Raw genomic sequence first — 20,132 nt, forward strand, 5'->3', positions numbered from 1 at the left:
ATGCCAGGGTGAGAGCGTCCGTTGCCGCCTGCCGGTCCGCTGGACAGCGGGAGCGCCGACACGCGCCGCCTCATCCCGCGATCATGAAAACATCGTCCATCCATCCAGACCATTGCCTGCAGGAAGCGCAGGATCCGGATGCGAGAACGTGAATTGCATTTGGGAGAACCACGATGAACGCCTTGCTTGCACAACTGCATCCGCTCCCCGCCGAGCTGCCGCGACCGGCCCACAGCGCGCATGGCAGGCGGCATCGCATCGGCACCCATGAGATCAACGAGCAATCGCTGGCGTTGTTCAACGAACTGTTGATGAAGCTCGACCTTCGCCAGCCCCAGCTGGAGCGTGACCAGCTCGTGACCGCCGCCCGGGACGTGGCCAATCGACCCGACAGCAGCCATGCGGCCATCTTCGAGCGGATGCGGCGCGCCGCCGCGATCGACCGCATGCTTCGCGACCATGGCTGGACGCCGGCCGACCAGGTCGTCCCGTCGGCACAGCTGGTGGTCGAATACGTGCGTCGCGCCAACGACCTGATTCCCGATGCGCTACCGATGGTTGGACGACTGGACGACGCCATCGTGGTCGACGTGGCCTGGCCCGCGCTGGCGCCGGAGGTTGGCGACTACATTGACTTCTGCCGGTTGCGGCACGTTGAAACCGCCCTTGGCGGGACTGCCGACGGCTACGACCGCGATTCATGGCTGGCCGCCCGTCGAGCGGAAGCCCGGTTGCTGGAGCACTTGCAGCGCGTCGGCGCGCAAACCTACCTGAGCGGGCCGCCGGCGCTCTTCCACGTCCACTGAAGCCTGGGCCAGGCGCGTCCGTGCCGCCACGGCCGCGCCGGTTTCGACGGCTGTCAAGCCTTGTCCCGGCAGTGTCCGGAGGCTAGGCTCATCTGCGCTGTCGCGTTGATCGAGTCCATCCGGGAAGGCATGTCCGCCCGCTTCGCCCACCTCCACCTGCACAGCGAGTATTCGCTGGTCGACTCGACGATCCGGATCCCGGAACTCGTCGCGCGTTGCGCTGCGATGGGCCAGCCCGCGGTCGCGGTGACCGACCAGAACAACCTCTTCGCGCTGGTGAAGTTCTACAAGGCCGCCGAAGCGGCGGGCATCAAGCCGGTCATCGGCGCGGACGTGCTGCTCGCGGACGGCACCGAGGCGCCTTCGCGCCTGACCCTGCTGTGCCGGGACCACACCGGCTACCTCACGTTGTCGCGGTTGCTGACCCGCGCGTGGATGGAAGGCCATCGCGTGGATGGCGTCGTCGTGCGGCCCGAGTGGCTGCGTGATTCCAACGCGGGATTGTTCACGCTGGCCGGACGCCACAGCGAAGCCGGACGGCTGGCCGCGGCGGGCAAGCACGATCTCGCCGCGCAATGGCTGGCCGACTGGCAGCGCCACACCGGCGAGCGCCTGCACCTGGAACTCACCCGCAGCGGACGCGATGGCGAGGACGCGTTCAATGCGTTCGCGCTGCAGGCCTCATCCGAGCGCGGCATTCCCGTTGTCGCCAGCAATGACGTGCGTTTCCTCGACGCCACCGGGTTCGACGCGCACGAGGCGCGCGTGTGCATTTCGACCGGACGCGTCCTCGATGATCCCAAGCGTCCGCACGAGTACAGCGCCGAGCAGTTCCTGAAATCGTCGGAGGACATGGCGGAGCTGTTCGCCGACGTGCCCGATGCGATCGACAACGCGCTGGCACTGGCCACGCGCTGCAACCTCGAACTGTCGCTGGGCACCTATTACCTGCCGGCGTTTCCCGTGCCCAGCGAACACACGCTGGAGAGCTGGATCCGCAGCCAGGCGCGCGAAGGGCTGGCCAGGCGCCTGGCCAGGCATCCGCCCGCACCGGAGCACGGCAACGCCCCTTATGAACTGCGCCTGGAAAGCGAGCTGGACGTCATCGTCGCGATGGGCTTCCCGGGTTACTTCCTGATCGTCGCGGACTTCATCAACTGGGCGAAGGACCACGACATCCCCGTCGGTCCCGGGCGCGGCTCCGGCGCCGGCTCGCTGGTGGCGTGGGCGCTGGGCATCACCGACCTGGATCCGCTGCCGTACGACCTGCTGTTCGAGCGCTTCCTCAACCCCGAACGCGTGTCGATGCCCGACTTCGACATCGACTTCTGCATGGACCGGCGCGACGAGGTCATCGACTACGTTGCCGCCAAGTACGGCCGCGATCGCGTCAGCCAGATCATCACCTACGGCACGATGGCGGCGAAGGCGGTCGTGCGCGACACCGGGCGCGTGCTCGGCCATCCCTATGGTTTCGTCGATGGCATCGCCAAGCTCATCCCGCTGACGCTGGGTGTGTCACTGGACGATGCGCTCGGCGAATCCGAAGCGGCCCGCAAGAATCCGGAACTCGCATCCGCCGAACTCATCCAGCGCCACGCGGCCGAGGAGGACGTGCGCGACCTGCTGTCGCTCGCCCGCGAACTGGAAGACCTCACGCGCAACGCCGGCAAGCACGCCGGTGGCGTCGTGATCGCACCATCGCCGTTGTCGGATTTCTGCCCGCTGTTCGCCGAACACGATGGCCATGGTCGTGGCCGCAATCCGGTGACGCAGTTCGACAAGGACGACGTCGAGACGATCGGGCTGGTGAAATTCGACTTCCTCGGCCTGCGCACGCTGACGATCATCGACTGGGCGGTGAAGGCGATCAACGCGCGCAAGCCGCCGTCGGAACCGCCGCTGGACATCATCAGCCTGCCGCTGGACGACGTGGCGACCTACGAGCTGTTCGCCCGCGGCGAAACCCATGCGGTGTTCCAGTTCGAATCGCGCGGCATGCGCGAGCTGCTCAAGCGCGCCAAGCCCGATCGCTTCGGCGACCTGATCGCCCTGGTGTCGCTGTTCCGTCCGGGACCCATGGACCTGATCCCCGACTTTGTCGAGCGCAAGCACGGGCGCGCCGAGGTCAGCTATCCGCATCCGGCGCTGGAGCCGGTGCTGGCGCCGACCTACGGCGTGATCGTGTACCAGGAACAGGTGATGCAGATCGCCCAGGTGCTGGCGGGTTATTCGCTCGGCGGCGCAGACCTGCTGCGTCGCGCGATGGGCAAGAAGAAAGTCGAGGAGATGGCGAAGGAGCGCGCCAAGTTCGAGGCCGGCGCCTCCGAGCGCGGGGTGGATCCGCGCAAGGCATCGCAGATCTTCGACCTGATGGAGAAGTTCGCGGGCTACGGTTTCAACAAGTCGCACGCCGCGGCCTACGCACTCGTCTCCTACCAGACCGCCTGGCTCAAGGCGCACCATCCGGCGGAGTTCATGGCCGCCGTGCTGTCCTCGGACATGGACAACACCGACAAGGTCGTCGGCTTCCTCGACGAAGCCCGCTCGCTCGGCCTCCTGGTGCTGCCGCCCGACGTCAATGCATCGCGCTACATGTTCGATGCGATGGACGACAGGACAATCCGCTACGGACTGGGTGCGGTGAAGGGCGTCGGACGCGGGGCATGCGACGCCATCACCGAGGAACGCAGCAAGGGTGGCGCCTTCGCCGACCTGCTGGATTTCTGCAGGCGCGTGGATACCGGCCGGCTCAACCGCCGCGCGCTGGAGGCGCTGGTCAACGCCGGCGCAATGGATGCGCTCGGGCGCAACCGACCGTCCCTGATGCTGCAGCTGCCCGAGGTCATGAAGGCAACCGAGCAACTGGCGCGCGAACGCGAAGCCGGGCAGAACTCGCTCTTCGGCAGCCTGCCGTCCGACAACGCGGCCGCCAACGACCTGCGCATCGAACTTCCCGATGCCGACGACTGGCCGCTGCTGCAGAAGCTGCAGGGCGAGCGCGACACCCTGGGCCACTATCTCAGCGGTCATCCGCTGGACCCCTACCGCGACGAGCTGTCCGCGCTGGTCGGGCACGACCTCGGCGACCTGGACCGGCTGTGGAACGAGCGTCCCGAGGACGAACGGCGCGGCTGGCGGCAGGAGGCGACGGTCGTCGTCGCGGGCCTGGTCATCGGCATGCGCAAGCGTGGCGACAGCCAGGCGTTCGTGCAGCTCGAGGATGGTCGCGGCCGCATCGAATGCGCGTTCTTCGCCGAGCCCTACCACCAGTACGCCCAGCTGCTCACGCGCGATCGCATCCTGCTGGTCGAGGGCGGCCTGCGCGAGGACGAGTTCAGCGGCGGATTTTCACTGCGCGCCCGGCGCTGCTGGGACTACGTGCAGGTCTGCACCCAGCATGCCCAGCGCCTGTCGGTGAAACTCGACCTGCGCGAACACGATGCGCTGGGGCATTTCGCCAAGGTCCTCAAGAGCCACGGCGGCGGCACCCCGCTGCTGCTGGAAGCCATCACCGGCAAGGCGGTCGGGCGGCTGAACATCAATGGCGGCCAGGGCGTGCGCGTCGATGCCGCCCTGCCCGGCCTGTTGCGCAGCCTGCCCGGCGTCCGCGGGGTGAAGCTGGCGCTGTCCAAGCCATGGGCCAGCTGACGAATCCGCAGCCCGGGTAAGCGAGGCTGTGGCCTTACCCGCGCTACAGGCCTGAGCCACTTCGCGTCCTGCCCGACCCCAGGAGAGGACTCGGGCGAAAGAGGCCCGAAGCAGCGTCGTCCGCTAGACTGTCCCCTTTTCCGCCCGCCACCTCGATGAATCCGAACTACCTCGATTTCGAGCAGCCCATCGCCGATCTGGAAGCGAAAATCCAGGAACTGCGACATGCCAGCCACGGTTCCGCGGTCAACGTGGACGCCGAAGTGCATGCCTTGCAGAACAAGCTGCGGCAGCGGACGGCGCACATTTTCCGCGACCTGACGCCATGGCAGGTGTCGCAACTGGCACGGCATCCGGCCCGTCCCTACACCTACGACTACATCCGGGTGATCTGCGACGAGTTCCAGGAACTGGCCGGTGACCGTGCCTTCGCCGATGACGCCGCCATCGTCGGCGGCCTGGCCCGCATCGACGGCCGCAGCGTGATGATCATCGGCCACGAGAAAGGCCGCGACACCAAGAGCAAGATCCGCCGCAATTTCGGCATGCCGCGGCCGGAGGGCTACCGCAAGGCGTTGCGGTTGATGAAGATGGGCGAGCGCTTCGGCCTGCCCATCCTGACGTTCATCGACACGCCGGGCGCCTATCCCGGCGTCGGCGCCGAAGAGCGCGGCCAGTCCGAAGCGATCGCCCGCAACCTGCTGGAAATGTCGGAACTGAAAGTGCCGGTGATCTGCACCGTCATCGGCGAAGGCGGCTCCGGCGGCGCGCTGGCGATCGGCGTCGGCGATCGCACGCTGATGCTCGAATACAGCACCTACTCGGTCATCACGCCCGAAGGTTGCGCGTCGATCCTGTGGAAGTCCGCCGACAAATCCAAGGATGCCGCCGAGCAGATGGGCATCACCGCCAAACGCCTGCTCGGCCTCGGCCTGATCGACAAGCTGATCCGCGAACCGATCGGTGGCGCGCATCGCAATCCGACACAGATGGCGAAGCGCCTGAAGGCCGTGCTGCTGAATGAGCTCGACGCGCTCGCGCACCGCCCCACCGACGAACTGCTGCAGCGCCGTTACGAGCGCCTGCGCGGTTACGGCGCCTACGAGGCGGCGTAAGTCGCAGCGCGGTGCTCGCGCTCCCCCACATTCCCGCCGCCGGCGCCGGCCGACCGCTGCTGGTCGGCCTGAGCGGCGGCCTGGATTCCACCGTCCTGCTGCAGCTGCTGGCGGCGTCCAGTGATGCCAGGGCGCGTGGGCTGCGCGCGCTGCACGTCCACCACGGCCTGCATCCGGGTGCCGACACCTGGGCCGCGCTGTGCCAGCAGCTATGCGATGACCTTGGCATCGAGCTGACGATCATCCGCGCGCAGGTGCGACGCGATGGCGGGGAGGGCCTCGAGGCAGCCGCGCGCCACGCCCGTTACGCGGCCTTCGACGCCGCCATGCGCGACGACGATGTCCTGGTCCTCGCCCATCACCGCGATGACCAGGCGGAAACCTTCCTGTTGCGCGCACTACGCGCATCCGGACCCGATGGCCTGGCAGCCATGCGCGCCTGGCGTACGTTCGGCCGTGGCTGGTTGTGGCGACCGCTGCTCGAAGTGCCGCGTCCTGAACTGCTGCGCCATGCGCAACAACACGGGCTGCAATGGATCGATGACGCCTCCAACGCCGATACCGCGTTCGATCGCAACTTCCTGCGGCACCGCGTGCTGCCGCTGCTGCGCGAACGCTGGGCCAGCGCCGATGCGGCGCTCGCACGCAGCGCGGAGTTGTGCGCGCAGGCTGCCGACCTGCTGGACGAGGAAGATGTTGCCGCACTGGCAGGGGTGCGGGATGGCGATGGCCATCGACTCGACGTGCCGCGATTGCTGCTGCTGGGGAAGGCGCGACGGGCGCGCGTCCTGCGACGCTGGATCGCGGGCCTGGCGCTCGCACCGCTGCCGGCGCAGGCCATTGCCCGCATTGAATCGGAGTTGCTGCGCGCCGCGCCCGATGCACAGCCGCAGGTCGAATGGTCCGGCGCATGGATCCGGCGCTGGCGCTCGGCCTTGCACGCGGGCCGCCGGCAGGTTCCCTGGCCAGACGCCTGGATGGTGGAATGGGACGGGAGTCAGCCGCTGCGACTTCCCGATGACGGATCGCTGCACCTGGATGGCGCACCTGCATTCGATGCACCGATGCGTGTCCGCGCACGCCAGGGCGGTGAGCGCATCACCCTGCCCGGCCGCGCGCATTCGCACTCGCTCAAGCATGTACTGCAGGCCTGTGACGTGCCGCCATGGCAGCGCGCGCAGCTGCCGTTGCTGTTTGCCGCCGATGGCGGACTGCTGGCGGCGGGAGACAGCATCATGTCCGCTGCCATGGCGGCGTGGCTGCATGAACGTGGCGCGCACTTGCGGCACGTCGCGGGCAACGATTGACCCTCCCGGCCCTGCGCCGCACACTTCGCCCATGGCGCGCAAACCCGCATCGGATCCGTCCCCCGTCGCCGACTTCGAGGCGTCGCTCGACCAGCTCGAGCAACTGGTCGAGAAGATGGAACACGGCGAATTGAGCCTCGAAGAGTCGCTCGCCGCGTACGAGCGCGGCGTCGGGCTGTACCGTCGGTGCCAGACCGCACTGGAACAGGCCGAGTTGCGCGTACGCCTGCTCAGCGATCCCGGCAACGCGGATAGTGCGGAGCCGTTTCCGGACAGTGCGTCGCCTTCGGGTCCCGATGCCTGATTCGGCGGGCGTCGAAGCGTCCCACGCGCGCTGGCGCGCCAGGGTCCAGCAAACGCTGGAACGCGCGCTTCCCGAACCGCAGGACGAACCGCGACGCCTCCAGGCCGCGATGCGACATGCCGTGCTGGATGGCGGCAAGCGCATGCGACCGTTGCTGGTGTATGCGACGGGAGCGACATTGGGTTGCGACGACGCCATGCTCGACGCTCCCGCCGCCGCCGTCGAGTTGATCCATGCGTATTCGCTCGTGCATGACGATCTGCCGGCGATGGACGACGACGCGCTGCGTCGCGGCAAGCCGACCGTGCACGTCGCATTCGACGAGGCGACCGCGATCCTGGCTGGCGATGCGCTGCAGTCGTTGGCATTCGAGTTGCTGGTCCAGGCTCCCGCGGCGCCTGACGTTCGCCTGGCCATGCTGCATGAGCTGGCCGTCGCCGCGGGCGTGCGCGGCATGTGCGGTGGCCAGGCACTCGACATCGACGCGACCGGGCGACAGATCAGCCTCGCGGCACTGCAGCGCCTGCATGCCCTGAAGACCGGTGCGCTGCTGCGGGCGGCAGTGCGCATCGGAGCCATCGCGGCCGGCGTCGACGCCGTCGCCATGGCACGGCTGGATGCATTCGCCGATGCGCTCGGGCTGGCCTTCCAGATCCGCGACGACCTGCTCGACATCGAAGGCGACAGCGCCACGCTCGGCAAGACCGCGGGCAAGGATCGCGCGCAGGACAAGGCAACCTTCCCGGCGCTGCTGGGCGTGGAGGCGTCACGCAGGCGCCTGGACGAGCTCGCGGTGGCGATGTCGGAGGCGCTGGAGCCGTTCGGTGCCGGCGCCGCATCCCTGGCCGCGCTCGGGCGTCGGGCGATCGCACGCGATCACTGAGCGCGCTTGACACCCGAGCATCGCGGCAAGGATGCTCGGGACGCAGGCTCCGCAGCCCGTCGGTGCTGTTCCTGGGGTGAACGCGCGCAATTGGGGGTTCGATGCGCAAGCCATGGCGTGAGCGGGTGCTGTCGCGGCTGGAGGCGGGCTTCGCCTGGCTGGGCCACACCTTCGTCACCCGCTGGGGCGCGTTCGAGCGCGGCTACCGGCGGCCGTACGCGCGCGTCGCATTGCGGCTGCGGTTCGCCTTCTACCCGTTGCTGGCGCTGGTGGCGCTGGGATGGCTGGCCTGGGACTGGAACCACGGCCGCAGCCTGGCGGCGGCGGAAGACGCGATCTTCGACCAGGTCATCAGCCTGCGTCCGTGGGAACCGAAACCGTCGGGACAAGTCGCCGTCGTCGAGATCGACGACTGCTCGATCGAGCATTTCCGCTCGCTCGGCGAAGGCGGATGGCCATGGAGCCGCCAGCGGCACGCCGACCTGCTCGACGCACTCGACCGCGCGGGCGTGCGCGCCGTCGGCTACGACGTGCAGTTCGTCGATCGCTCCAGCAGGGATCCCATGGGCGACGACACGCTGGAGGCAATCGCCAAGGGCGGCGGTGGTCGATTCCTGTTCGGATCCACGCGCGTGCCTTCCGGGTTCGACGATGCCGGCAGCGTGACTCCGGCCTCCCAGGCGCCAGGTGCGTTCGCATTGACCCGGCAACCGGCCCGGCCCGGCCCCGGCGTGACCCTGCTGTTGCCTTACGGCGACTCGATGTCGCGTTACAGCGCCCTGCTCGACGTCGGCCGCGGCGCCGACGGCGTGTTGCGCGACGTGCCGCTGCGCGAGGAAGTCGGCGACTGGGCGCTTCCATCGATGTCCCTGCGCCTGGCGGCGACCGCCAGCGGGCGCGCCTTGGCCTCGTATCCCGCATCGGTCCGGGTGAACTGGCGCTCGCACAGCCAGTTGCCTTACATCAGCGCTGCGGACCTGATCGAAGGCCGCGCTGTCTGCGATCGCGCGCATGCCATCCCCGACCTGCGTGGCCGCGTCGTGCTGATCGGCTACACCGCCGCCGGACTCAACGATGCCAAGCCGACGCCGGTCAACGCGACCATGCCCGGCGTCGAGGTACACGCCGAAGCCGTCGAGGCGCTGCTGTCGGGCAGCGCGATCTGGATGCCGCCGGCTGGCTTCAAATACCTGCTGGCGGCGGCGCTCGTGCTGCTCAGTGGCTTCGTCTTCTTCCGCGGCGAACCCGCGTGGGAGATCGACCAGGTCTTCGTCGCCAGCAACCTGCTGCTGGTGGCGCTTGCCTTCGTCGGGCTGACCGCGTTCGGCGTGTTCTTCGACATCTTCGCCGCGCTGGGTTTCGTCAGTGTGTGCTTCGGCCTGTGCCGCGCCTATGCGGCGACACAGCGTGGCCGCGCGGTGGGCAACGACGACTACCGGCCGCAATTCGATCCCGACCACGATCGCTGGCTGGCGCTGGCGAAACTGCGTTTCGTCCCCGACCCGGGCCTGGATGAGCGTGCACTGTCGCGCCGCATCCGCGAATACCGCCGGCGCCTGCGTCGCTTCCTCTACAGCGGCACCGAGGCGACGGCGCTGGAAGGCGTCGTCGAATACAAGAGCTGGCTGTGGGAATCGCTCAACGACGTGACCGTGCTGATGTGGGGCGGCGCCGAACGCGACGTCGTCGCCGCGACTGCGCAGCGCGAGTTGGAATCGCTGCGCGCGCATCTTGCCGGACACGATGACGTGCTGCCTGACGACGGCAGTGTCCGCGTGGCAAGCCTGATCAGCGTCGCGGTCGCCGTCGATGAATCCACGGCGCAGACCCGCGCACGCGTCTGCGCGGTGCTGGGACGGCTGTTGGCGAGTACCGACGAGAGGCCACTGTCCGCGCACGATTCCTTCTCCGCCGACGATGTTGCCCAGGCCATGGTGGTGCCCTCGTCCACCACGGCCATCGACGCACAGTGAGCGAGTCGCATCCGATGCCGTCTGGTGGATTGACAGCAGTCCGATTGGCCCCACCCGGGCGCGGTTGACGTAATCATCCTTTGACGGACACACCTGTCGCTGGAGATCGGACATGCATGGTTCACCCACCCACTGGCTGGCGTCGGCGTTGTCGCTGGCAGTCGTACTCGGCGCAGCCGGAACCGCGGTGGCTGCCTCGATGGCCGCCGTCGCATCCAGGCCGTCCGTCGCGGTGCATAGCGCACCCAGCTTCAGCTCACCGCAGCTGACGACGCTGCAGCGCAATGCCCCGCTGAGCGTCGCGGGACAGGAGGGACTCTGGTTCCGTGTCGAATTGCCCGCCGGCAAGTCCGGCTATGTCCGCGTCAATGACGTCCGCATGGCCTACGCCGGCAAGGAAGACGCCTCGGCCAACGTCCGCGCGCTGTTCACCGGGAAAGCCGGCAAGGGCCGCGTGACCGAGACGGCCGGCGTGCGTGGCCTGGACGAGAGCGACCTGAAGTCGGCCGGCTTCGATGCCGCGCAGCTGGCCAGGCTCGAGTCCTATCGATTGACGCCCCAGGCGGCAGCGGCGCAGGCGCATCAGTCCGGACTGGAAGACACCGCGGTCGCCTATGCGGGCGAAGCGAAGGCCGTGGCAGCGAGCGCGCAGGGCCAGGCCAGCCAGGCGCAGAAACGCAGCGGCTTCTCCATCGCGCGCAGCCTGCTGTCGCAGATCGGCGTGGGGTCGGTCGCCGATTCGGCACTGGGAGTCGCGAGCACGGCCGCCGGCAAGTCGGAAGCCGAACAGACCGCTGAGGAACTGGCGCTCGGACCGGAAATCGCCGGTCGCATCCTTGGTGCGGCGCCGCTGGTCCATGACGACGCGGCGCAGCGACGGGTCAACCGCATCGGTCGCTGGATGGCATCCCATTCGTCGCGTCCGGACCTGCCGTGGACGTTCGGCGTCATCGACACCTCTGAAATCAATGCGTTCGCAGCGCCCGGTGGCTACGTGCTGCTCACGCGCGGCATGTACGAGCTGCTGGCCAACGACGGCGAGGTCGCCGGCGTGCTCGGCCACGAGATCAGCCACGTCGTGCAGCGCGACCATTACAACGTCATCCACAAGCAGGAGATGACGTCGGCCACGGAGGACGCGGTCGCCAGCCACGTCAGCGTCGGCGGCGGAGTGGCCGGCAGCATGGCCAAGGATTACGTGCGACGCCACGGTGCGGCGGTCATGCTCACCAGCCTGGACCGCAGCGCCGAATACCGCTCGGACGAAGCAGCGGAAATCTACCTCGCGCGATCGGGCTACAACCCGCTGTCGCTGTACGCCGTGCTGCAGAAGATGACGGCGCTGGGCAAGGCATCCGCGAGCCTTGCGCAGCTGTACAAGACGCACCCGCCGCTGGCCGACCGGCTTGACCGGATCGACCAGCGGGGTTTCGCGGGACTGCAGCCCTACACGCAGCGCAACTAGGCGCCTCGTGGCGCGACTTTCGGAGCCCGGCCGCTGCGCCTACTTCAGCAGGCGCAGCGTCAGCGGATAGCGGTAGGACTCGCCATTCAAGGCCTTGACCGTGGCGATGATGCTGCACACCAGCCACGTGACGGCGATCGCGCCGCAGGCGATGACCAGCACGATGCCGGCCGGCAACGTGAGGATCAGCCCGATCCCGAGCGTGACCACCGTCGCGCTGAGCAGGACGATGCCCGCAGCGACTGCGATGCACGCATAGATGAACATGCTGAGATTGAAGTTGATCGCTTCGCGGGCGTGCTCGGTCGCGAATGCGGAATCGTCGCGCTTGGCGAGGTAGACGACACCGGCGCCGAGCACGCCGGCGACGCCAGCCACCCAGCTGGTCAGCAAGGCAAGTACCAGCGCCGCAATGTGTGCCGATGCCGCCCAGTGGCGTTCGCTGCTGCTCGGTGCGAGCGGGCTGATGGCGCCGCCAGCGGCTTGTGGGATCTGTTCCATGTCGTTTCTCCGGCCGGAAACAAATCCGGCCTGCCCCGATGATGGGGGCAGGCCGGCATGGTGCAAGCCAACTGATGGACTACGTCGCCGGCACTGGGCAGCGGCGGAGCGCCTGTTTGAGCAGGCCTACTTGATCAGGCGCAGGGCGAATGGATAGCGGTAGGCCACGCCCTCGTTCGCCTTGACGCCGGCGAGGATGCAGAAGATCAGGTTCACCACCCAGAGGATGGGCATCAGCAACACGCCAATGGCGATGGCCGTCAGCACGGTGCAGATCGCGTAGCCGATGGCGACGGTGATCTGGAAGTTCAGCGCTTCCTTGGCCTGGTCGTTGAGGAAGGACTTGTCGGGCTTGTCCTTGTGGATCAGCCAGACGATCAGCGGCACGATGAAGCTCAGCACGATGCCGGACAGATGGGTCAGCAGCGCCAGCGTCTTGTCCTCCTGCGACGCAGTGCCCGCCGGCGCGGGCGGCGGCGCGAGTGTTTCGTTGAAATCGCTCATGGGTTCCCCTCTTCGCGGATGAAGCCGTTTCGGCGGTCCGTCGGACCACCCAGCCCTAGGAACGTCAATCCGTACCGGCGACGGTCATCCTGCCAACGAGGATCGAGCCGGTCCGGATATGCGAGCGCGGGTCCACGTCGCTGCCGACCGCCTCGATGGACTGGAACATCGATTTCAGGTTGCCGGCAATGGTGATGCCATCCACCGGGAACACCGGCTTGCCGTCCTCGATCCAGAAACCGGCGGCGCCGCGCGAGTAGTCGCCCGTCACCGCGTTGACGCCCTGTCCCATCAGTTCGGTGACGAGCAGCCCGCGCCCCATGCCCTGCAGCATCGACGCCAGGTCGCCCGCGTTGGCCGTCACGTGTAGGTTGTGGACGCCACCGGCATTGGCGGTCGTCTGCAGGCCGAGCTTGCGCGCCGAATAACTGCCGAGCACGTAGCGTTGCAGCACGCCACCCGACACCAGCGCGGATTCGCGCGTGGCGACGCCTTCCGCGTCATACGCCGCCGAGCGGAAGCCGCGCGGCAGGAATGGCAGCTCATCGATCGCGAACCAGTCCGGGAACAACTGCTTGCCCGCGCTGTCGAGCAGGAAACTCGCCTTGCGGTACAGCGCGCCGCCCGACACCGCACCGAGCAGGTGCCCGACCAGCGAGCGTGCGATCTCGGCGGAATACAGCACGGGCATTTCGGCGGTCGCGAGCGAGCGCGGTTGCAGCCGCGACACCGCGCGTTCCGCTGCGCGACGTCCGACCGCGTTCGCCGGCTCCAGGTCCTCGACGGCCAGCGCCGTCGTGTACCAGCCATCGCGCTGCATGCCGTCGCCACGTCCGGCAATCAACGCGCAGCCGATCGAATGCTGGGTGCCGTGTTCGCGCCCGACGAACCCATGCGAGTTGGCATACACGCTCAGTGATGCGCTGGTGCCCACCGATGCGCCATCGGAATTCTCGACGCGCGCATCGCTGTCGCGACCCGCCGTCTCGCAGGCAAGCGCCAGGTCGATGGCGCGGTCGGGCTCCAGCGCCCATGGATGCCATGCGTCGAAATCGGGGAAAGATCCCGTCGCCGGCAATTGCGCCATCAAGTCGGGGTCGGCCAGGCCGGCCGCAGGATCGTCTTCGGTATACCGTGCGATGGCGCACGCCTGCTCGACGGTCGCATCGAGGCTCTCCTCGCGCAGGTCGCCGGTGCTGGCGCTGCCCTTGCGCTGGCCGAAGTACACGGTGACGGCGAGGCCGCGATCGCGGGTGGACTCCACGGTTTCGACCGCGCCCATGCGCACGTTGACGTTGAGCCCGTGTTCCTCGCTGCAGCTCACCTCCGCCTGGCTGGCGCCACGCGAGCGGCAGCGGCGCAGCAGCTGCTGCGCGATGCCGGCCAGATGGTCCAGGCGCGCGACGCTGTGGTCACCGGCAGGCGCGGATGGAGTCGGGGTGACTGCGTTCAATGCCTTATCCTTGCATGGGTCGATTTTTGGCAGGAATCCTGATGCGCGGACGCGACGAAGACACCGGCGACTTTTTGGGGCCCAGCCGCAGCGAGCAGCGCCGAGCCGCGCTGGATGTGCTTGCGCTGGGCCAGCAACTGGCCGCATTGAGCGCCGCGCAGCTGGCGAAGCTGCCGATCCCCGACGACCTGATGCCGCATATCGTCGACACCCAGCGCATCACCTCGCACGTCGCCCACAAGCGGCAGCTGGCGTTCCTGGCCAAGCAGATGCGACGCGAAGACGACGCCACGCTCGACGCCATCCGCGACGCGCTCGATGCCGGCGGCGAAGCCGGTCGCCGCGAGACGGCGTTGCTGCATCGCCTGGAAGGCTGGCGCGACCGCTTGCTGGCCGATGGCGACGCGGCCCTGTCCGACCTGCTGGTGGAGTTTCCCGACGCCGATCGCCAGCACCTCAGGCAACTGGCGCGCAACGCGATCGAGGAGCGCAACCGCAACAAGCCGCCGCATGCATCGCGCGAGTTGTTCCGTGCGCTGCGCGAGTTGCTCGTGGAGCCCAGCGACAATATCGACGACGACGCGTTCTAGCCCCTCGCCCGCTTGCGGGAGGGGGGTTGGGGTGAGGGCAATCGCCGACAAGGATCTGCTCGATGGCGACAACAGCGCCCTCATCCGCCCTGCGGGCACCTTCTCCCGCTTGTGGGGGAAGGGAACTGCCGCGACCGCCGTCGCGCTCACGCCTGCGTGCCGCCGACGGTGATCTGGTCGATCAGCAATGACGGCTGGCCGACGCCGACCGGGACCGATTGCCCATCCTTGCCGCAGACGCCGACGCCTTCGTCCAGGGCGAGGTCGTGGCCGATCATGGTGACGCGCTGCATGGTTTCCGGCCCGTTGCCGATCAGGGTCGCGCCCTTCACCGGCGCGGTGACCTTGCCGTCCTCGATGAGGTAGGCCTCGGTCGCCGAGAACACGTACTTGCCGCTGGTGATGTCGACCTGGCCTCCGCCGAAATTCACCGCGTACAGGCCGCGCTTCACCGAACGGATCATCTCCTCGGGATCGTGGGTGCCGGCGCGCATGTAGGTGTTGGTCATGCGCGGCATCGGCAGGTGCGCGAAGGATTCGCGACGGCCGTTGCCGGTCGGCTGCATGCCCATCAGGCGCGCATTGAGCGAATCCTGCATGTAGCCGACGAGCACGCCATCCTCGATCAGGGTCGTGCATTGCGACGGCATGCCTTCGTCATCGATGTTGAGCGAGCCGCGGCGACCGGGCAGCGTGCCGTCGTCGACGATGGTGACGCCCGGGGATGCGACGCGCTGGCCCATGCGGCCGGCATAGGTCGACGTGCCCTTGCGATTGAAATCGCCCTCGAGCCCATGGCCGACGGCTTCGTGCAGCAGCACGCCGGGCCAGCCGCTGCCCAGCACCACCGGCATCACGCCCGCCGGCGCATCGATCGCCTCCAGGTTCACGAGCGCCTGCCGCAGGGCTTCGCGGGCCCATGCCTCGGGCTTTCCGCCGTCGAACAATTCCGCGTAGGAATATCGTCCGCCGCCGCCGGCGAAGCCGCTTTCGCGACGACCGTTCTGCTCGACGATCACCTGCACGTTCAGTCGCACCAGTGGCCGGATGTCCGCCGCGAGGATGCCGTCGCTGCGCGCAACCAGCACCGTGTCGACGCCGCCCGACAGGCCGACCATCACCTGCTGCACGCGTGGATCGCTCGCGCGCAGCAGCTTGTCGAGCCTGCGCAGGGCCTCGACCTTGTCTTCGTTGCCCAGCCCATCGATCGGGTCCACGCCCGCATACAGCGCACGTCCGCCACCAGGCACGAGCGCACGCGGGCTGTGCGCGGCCCCGTCGCGGGCGATGGCACGCGCGGATTTCGCCGCCGTCATCAGGGCCTGCGTGTTGATGTCGTCGGAATACGCGAAACCGGTTTTTTCGCCGGAGATCGCGCGGACGCCCACGCCCTGCTCGATCGAATGCGCGCCGTCCTTGACGATGCCGTCCTCGACCGACCAGCTTTCCCGACGGATGTGCTGGAAATACAGGTCACCGAAGTCGATGCCCGGTCCCAGCAGGGTTCCGAAGGTGCGGTCCAGTCCGCTGGCGTCGAGCCCCGCGGGCAGCAGCAGGCGGGTTTCGGCGAGGCTGAGGGCTTGCGTCATCAAGAGGCCTTGGGGAATGAATGCGTGGGTCGCGGACGGCGACCAGCGTGGCGCCAGCTTAGGGAATGCGGTCGCAAGGCAGCGTAATCAACCGGGCGCGGGCCGCGTCGTGGTGCCGGCGCGCGACTGCTCGCGACTGATCACCTCGACTTTCGGATCCTTCCATGGGCCCGTGACCCGGTAGGTCTTGGCGGCCAGTCGCCCGAGTGGTTTCTTCAACATCTGGTTGGCGGCGGCGCCAATGGCCGCGCCGACCGGGCCGCCTGCAATGGCGCCGACGGCCGTCAGCAGGTTGCCGGTCTTGGGCAGCACGAGGATGGTCTGGTCGTACTGCTGCTCGAGCAGGTTGGCGGTGCCGCTGATCCGGATCTCCGCTGCCGGGCCATCGATCACCAGGTTGTCGCTGCGCGCCAGGCCGCCACCGAGGCGGACATCGCCGTCGACCTTGCCGAATGCGAAACCCTTTTCGAAGAAGTCGCGGAAATCGAGCGTCAGCCGGCGAGGCAGCTGCGCAAGGCTGAGCAGGCCCAGCACGCGGCCGGCGCCGGGTTCGACCTCGACCAGCTGGCCATCGCGAATGGCCAGGTGCAGGGATCCAGTCAGGGCAGCGAGGCGGAAGTCCGCCGGGCTTCCCGGCCAGCCAGCGGCCAGGCTGGCGGTGCCGCGGCCAGCGGACAGTTGTCCGCCATAGCCGAATCCCGCCACCAGCGCGCCGAAGTCGTCGCTTGCGGCCGTCACCTGCAGCTGCGTCCGGCCAGCGGCTCCGCGACCGGTCCAGTCGCCGCTGACATCGATGCGCTGGCCTGGCGCGCGTGCCTGCAACTGCTGGACGTGCATGCCGCCGGCGATCGGCTGCGTGCGCAGGGTCGCGGCGCCCAGTGCCGCGTTGCCGACGCGCAGGTCCACCACGTCGAGCGCCAGCGGCGGCACCTTCGCCGGGTCGATGGTCGTCGTGGAATCAGTCGCCGTACGGTCGACGGCGCGGCTGGCGGCAACGTCCGCCGCTGCTGGCGCCATGCGCCAGTGCACGTGCTGCAAGCGGCCGCTGATCGCAGCCCCCTCGGCATCGGGAATGCGCACGCTGCCTGCGAGCGCATCGCCCTGCACCTGGACCAGGGTTGCACCTGCGGCCGGCGTGACCTGCATGCGCGTGTTCGCGAACTCCGCGCCCAGCAGGCGCAGGCGTCCGGCGTTCAGGTCGATGCTGCGCAACGGCATCGCGCCACCGCCATGACCGTCCGACCTGGTCACGGCGATCCAGTCCAGCGCGTCGAGCGTGTCCGCACGACCGCTGGCGATCAACCCCGAGGCGGGCGGTGCGTCCGCAACCGTGTTGCCGCCGAGCACCACGCGGACGCCGGTCTGCTGGCTCCCGTTCGGGGCACGGCTGCTGCGCGCGCGCAGCGCCATCAGGCTGCCCAGCGCGACCTTCACCTCGCCGCTGCCCATCGGCAGCGCCGCGCTGATCGTCGCCGGCAGCGGCACGCCGGCCGCCTTGCGCAATGGCGCCGGCAGGCTGATGGCGGTACCGACGAGGTCCGAATGCAGTTGCAGCTGGCTCGGCTGGGCCGCTGTCTTGGCGGATTGTGTTTTTGGCACGGCGACGCCGACGGTCCAGGACGAGCTACCGTCCAGGTAGGGCTTGAGCCAGCCCAGTTCCGGAGCGCGCGCGACGAGGTCGTCGGCGGACAGCATCGCCTGCAGGTCTGCCTCGAACGCCTGGCGCTTGTCCAGCACGAACGTCCCTGCGCGCAGCGACAGCTTGCCGGGCTGGCCCGCGCGCACCACCGCGAGCTTGTCCGCGGCGAATCCGCCGTTGCCGTAGGTGGCGCGTCCGCGCACGGCGTCGAAGGCGATATCCCAGCGCTTCTCGGACAGGTGCGCGCCAGCCAGGTCAACCGTTCCACCCATCACGCTGCTGCGCGATCGGTCGTCGAATGGAAGCAGCAGGTCGAACGTGACCGATGCCAGGCCGCTTGCGCCAATATTGTCCATCGTCTCGCCGTATTGCGCGTGCAGCGGGCTTTGCCTGAGCAATCCCAGCAACTGGGACGAATCGCCACCGCCCTGCGCATGCACGGTCAATTCCGCTCGGCTGAATCGCGCGATACCGGCGTCGAAACGACGCACGCCCACACCGGCGAGCACTCCCTTGCCACCAACGCTGAAGCCTTCGCCAGCGAAAACAAGGTCCGCGTCGGCATGCTCGAGGGCGGGCCACTGCGGCTGGAATTTCAGCACCGCATCCTGCAGTTGCGCCGTCGCCTTGAACGCGCCCTTGCCGGGCAGGCCGTCCCTGGCGATGAACGGCCAATCCCGCAGGTCGCCGGAAACCAGCACGCGACCATCGTGCACGCGGCCGCCGACGAGTGCCGCGTCGAGCCAGTCGATGGTGGCCCGCGGCATCAGGTTGCGGATCCAGAATTGCTTCGCGGCGAGCGCCGGAAAATCATCCAGCTGCGCGGCCAGGTCCAGGTGCGGACCATCGACCCCGAACCGCAGGCCGCCGCGCAACTGCGCCGAGACACCGGCGCTGGTCACCCGCAGTGCCGGCGTCGCCAGCTGCCAGCCGGTGTCGTCGCGCCAGCCGTCCACTTCGCCCTGCACGCTTGCATCGCGCGAGCCGCCGAATCCAAGCGGCCAGTCGACGCGCGTGGCGGTGCGCGCGTCGAAGCGGAAACGCGCCGCGCGTTCGTCGCCTTCCAGCCATCCGGCCAGGCCGGACATGCCGGGTGCGGAGCCGACCGGGGCGAATGCCATGTTGTCGATGCGTGCAGAAGCCCGCAGTGCACCAGAGCGATTGCCGGCCAGGACGACGTCGCTCAGCGCAGCGTCCGGCCTTGCCGCCAGCAGCCAGCGGCGCACCGCCGGGGCCAGGCGATCACTCAATGCCGCGACCGCAAGCACCGGCCCGGCATCCACGTGATCGGCCAGCAGCGCGTAACGCTGCCCGCCGCCGATCAGCAACCCATCCAGCGTCTGCCGCCGGTTTCCCGCCTCGACGCGCAACGTCGGCGCATCGAGCCGCCAGCCGCCGGCGATCGAACGCCAGCGCAGGCGTGCCTGCACGGCGGGCAGCAGGAGTTGCGCATCGGTGGTCGCTGCCTGCGTCGACGGCAATGGCGCCCCGTGCAGTTGCAGCTTGTCCAGCGCGGCGTCCACCGTGACGGCGGCGATCCGATGTTGCTGCAGGTCCGCCCAGGCCTCGGCACGACCGTTTCCGGCGACGGCGCGAACGCCGGCGATCTTCAACAGCGAGGACCAGGCCGACAGGTCGACGTTTTTGGCGCCGGCGTAGATGCGGCCGTCGCCGACGGTGCGATCGAAATCCGCGGCGCCGAGCACGGGCGGACGATCCAGTCGCGCCCATGCGCGGGCGCCGATGCGCACGCGGCGCCCATCCACGCGCAAGCGCACGTCCACGCGCGGCAGGTGGGTGTCGATGCCCAGCGCCGGCGCCACCACCGACAGCTTGCCGCCGATGACCTGCAGTTCGCCCAGGCCCTCGAGCGGGCCGAAGGGATCATCCTCGGGTTGTTGCGCCTGCCCGGGCAGGCCGCGCACCGTCCAGCGGCCGTCGCGCCCCTGTTCCATCGTCAGGTCCAGGCCATGCAGTCGCAGCTCGGTGAACGAACGGCCGGGGAGCAAGCCGGCGTATTGCGATACCTGTATCTCCGCGTCGCCGATCACTACCGCCTTGCTGCCGGTTCCCACGCGCATGCCATCCAGCCGCAGCAACGGCCCGCGTCGCGTCCATCGGGTTTCGACGGCGTTGAAGGTGACCGGTCGTCCGGCGCGCTGGCTCAGCCAGGCGGCAATGCGATCGGGATGTCGCTGCGCCAGCGGCAGCAACTGGCTGACGACGCCCGCGATGAGCGCCATGAGAACCAGGCTGACCGCGAACGCGTACCAGATCCCGCGACGCGCCATGCGCAGGCGTCGGCGCAACGGTGTCGGCATCAGCGTCCCTGCGCCGGATTACAGCAGGCCG

Annotated in this window: 14 protein-coding genes; 9 read left to right on the plus strand and 5 right to left on the minus strand. The window is 68.6% G+C overall.

The features are described 5' to 3' along the window. Nucleotides 1-173 precede the first annotated feature (173 nt). The 8 genes from GST15_RS05350 to GST15_RS05385 all read left to right on the plus strand — a co-directional run bounded on the left by GST15_RS05350 (nucleotide 174) and on the right by GST15_RS05385 (nucleotide 11,504). The gene (locus GST15_RS05350; RefSeq protein ID WP_159016187.1) at nucleotides 174-806 is read left to right on the plus strand and encodes a YkvA family protein; all 633 of its coding nucleotides are present in this window, start codon (nucleotides 174-176) and stop codon (nucleotides 804-806) included. 129 nt (nucleotides 807-935) lie between these two features. Next, a complete protein-coding gene (gene dnaE / locus GST15_RS05355; protein ID WP_159016188.1) occupies nucleotides 936-4,457 on the plus strand; it encodes a DNA polymerase III subunit alpha in 3,522 nt (1,173 codons plus the stop codon). Nucleotides 4,458-4,612: 155 nt separating this feature from the next. Continuing rightward, nucleotides 4,613-5,572 carry an acetyl-CoA carboxylase carboxyltransferase subunit alpha gene (locus GST15_RS05360; RefSeq protein WP_159016189.1) on the plus strand — a complete coding sequence of 320 codons (960 nt, stop codon included), beginning with the start codon at nucleotides 4,613-4,615 and terminating at the stop codon, nucleotides 5,570-5,572. Nucleotides 5,573-5,583: 11 nt separating this feature from the next. After that, nucleotides 5,584-6,879, plus strand: a complete 1,296-nt coding sequence (tilS, locus tag GST15_RS05365) for a tRNA lysidine(34) synthetase TilS (protein WP_159016190.1) — start codon at nucleotides 5,584-5,586, stop codon at nucleotides 6,877-6,879. Nucleotides 6,880-6,910: 31 nt separating this feature from the next. Beyond that, the gene (locus GST15_RS05370) at nucleotides 6,911-7,183 is read left to right on the plus strand and encodes an exodeoxyribonuclease VII small subunit (RefSeq protein ID WP_159016191.1); all 273 of its coding nucleotides are present in this window, start codon (nucleotides 6,911-6,913) and stop codon (nucleotides 7,181-7,183) included. Beyond that, entirely contained in the window at nucleotides 7,176-8,066 is an 891-nt protein-coding gene (locus GST15_RS05375; protein WP_159016192.1) for a polyprenyl synthetase family protein, read from the plus strand. The genes GST15_RS05370 and GST15_RS05375 overlap by 8 nt, the downstream gene beginning before the upstream one ends. 101 nt (nucleotides 8,067-8,167) lie before the next feature. After that, nucleotides 8,168-10,039 (plus strand): CHASE2 domain-containing protein, encoded by a 1,872-nt coding sequence (locus GST15_RS05380; protein WP_159016193.1) that lies wholly within the window; start codon nucleotides 8,168-8,170, stop codon nucleotides 10,037-10,039. Nucleotides 10,040-10,151: 112 nt separating this feature from the next. Next, the gene (locus GST15_RS05385) at nucleotides 10,152-11,504 is read left to right on the plus strand and encodes a M48 family metalloprotease (RefSeq protein WP_159016194.1); all 1,353 of its coding nucleotides are present in this window, start codon (nucleotides 10,152-10,154) and stop codon (nucleotides 11,502-11,504) included. A gap of 39 nt (nucleotides 11,505-11,543) precedes the next feature. Here the strand turns inward: GST15_RS05385 and GST15_RS05390 are convergent, their stop codons facing one another. The 3 genes from GST15_RS05390 to pmbA form a co-directional block, all read right to left on the minus strand. Beyond that, nucleotides 11,544-12,005, minus strand: a complete 462-nt coding sequence (locus tag GST15_RS05390) for a DUF4870 domain-containing protein (protein ID WP_159016195.1) — start codon at nucleotides 12,003-12,005, stop codon at nucleotides 11,544-11,546. A gap of 126 nt (nucleotides 12,006-12,131) precedes the next feature. Further along, the gene (locus tag GST15_RS05395; RefSeq protein WP_425482208.1) at nucleotides 12,132-12,578 is read right to left on the minus strand and encodes a DUF4870 domain-containing protein; all 447 of its coding nucleotides are present in this window, start codon (nucleotides 12,576-12,578) and stop codon (nucleotides 12,132-12,134) included. After that, nucleotides 12,574-13,962, minus strand: a complete 1,389-nt coding sequence (pmbA, locus tag GST15_RS05400; protein ID WP_233263054.1) for a metalloprotease PmbA — start codon at nucleotides 13,960-13,962, stop codon at nucleotides 12,574-12,576. Before pmbA ends, GST15_RS05395 begins: the two co-directional genes overlap by 5 nt. 41 nt (nucleotides 13,963-14,003) lie before the next feature. Here pmbA and yjgA point away from each other — a divergent pair, with 41 nt between their 5' ends. Further along, a complete protein-coding gene (gene yjgA, locus GST15_RS05405) occupies nucleotides 14,004-14,552 on the plus strand; it encodes a ribosome biogenesis factor YjgA (protein WP_159016198.1) in 549 nt (182 codons plus the stop codon). 146 nt (nucleotides 14,553-14,698) lie between these two features. Here the strand turns inward: yjgA and tldD are convergent, their stop codons facing one another. Beyond that, nucleotides 14,699-16,141 (minus strand): metalloprotease TldD, encoded by a 1,443-nt coding sequence (gene tldD / locus GST15_RS05410; protein ID WP_425482194.1) that lies wholly within the window; start codon nucleotides 16,139-16,141, stop codon nucleotides 14,699-14,701. 87 nt (nucleotides 16,142-16,228) lie between these two features. Beyond that, a complete protein-coding gene (locus GST15_RS05415; protein WP_159016200.1) occupies nucleotides 16,229-20,101 on the minus strand; it encodes a YhdP family protein in 3,873 nt (1,290 codons plus the stop codon). Nucleotides 20,102-20,132 lie beyond the last annotated feature (31 nt).

The sequence above is a fragment of the Cognatiluteimonas profundi genome, assembly GCF_009792795.1.
In the GTDB taxonomy this organism is placed as follows: domain Bacteria; phylum Pseudomonadota; class Gammaproteobacteria; order Xanthomonadales; family Xanthomonadaceae; genus Cognatiluteimonas; species Cognatiluteimonas profundi.